This is a genomic window from Lactobacillus sp. C449L, from assembly GCF_059900815.1.
Genome location: NZ_JBWXGA010000014.1, coordinates 1 through 929 on the forward strand (window position 1 = coordinate 1; position 929 = coordinate 929).

Annotated in this window: 1 protein-coding gene; it reads right to left on the minus strand. The window is 43.5% G+C overall.

The window, feature by feature from the left end; genetic code table 11:
* Positions 1–929, minus strand: a 929-nt coding sequence (locus tag AC2JF9_RS07975; protein WP_500726735.1) for a DUF1542 domain-containing protein, incomplete at both ends; no start/stop codon positions are given.

A 929-nucleotide genomic window follows, 5' to 3' on the forward strand; every position in this document is an offset into this window, starting at 1 on the left:
CTTTTACCTTGGTTGCTTCATTATTGATAGCTGTCTTGGCTGCACTCTTTTGTCCAGCTAATGTTGTAGTGTTTGGAATATGGTCGCCTTGGATCTTGGCAATACCTGCTTCCTTAGCATCCTTTACTCCTTGCGCATTTGTTGCTGCATCAATTGAACCCTTTGCACTAGTTGCATCAGTGTCAACTTGTGCCTTCTGTGCTGCCTTTTCAGCGTCAGTCAAAGTAGTATCGGCATCAATCTCGCCTTTTACCTTGGTTGCTTCATTATTGATAGCTGTCTTGGCTGCACTCTTTTGTCCAGCTAATGTTGTAGTGTTTGGAATATGGTCGCCTTGGATCTTGGCAATACCTGCTTCCTTAGCATCCTTTACCCCTTGTGCATCTGCTGCTGCATCAATTGAACTCTTTGCACTAGTTGCATCAGCATCAACGTTATTCTTCTGAGTTGTCTTCTCAGTGTCAGTCAAAGTAGTATCGGCATCAATCTCGCCTTTTACCTTAGTTGCTGCATCATCGATAGCTGTCTTGGCTGCACTCTTTTGTCCAGCTAATGTTGTAGTGTTTGGAATATGGTCGCCTTGGATCTTGGCAATACCAGCATTTGTAGCATCCTTTACTTCTTGCGCATTATTTGCTGCAACAATATCTGCATTTGCTGCCGCTGCGTCTCTGTCAACATTTGCCTTTTGAACTTTCCTTACATCATCAGTTAGACTCACATCAGCATCAATTGCTGCCTTAACCCGAGTTGCTTCGGCTTCAATTAGTTCTTTTGCATGTTGTTTTTGATCGATCAGCGATGTACTGTTTGGAATATGGTCGCCTTGGATCTTGGCAATACCTGCTTCCTTAGCATCCTTTACTCCTTGCGCATTTGTTGCTGCATCAATTGAACTCTTTGCACTAGTTGCATCAGCATCAACGTTA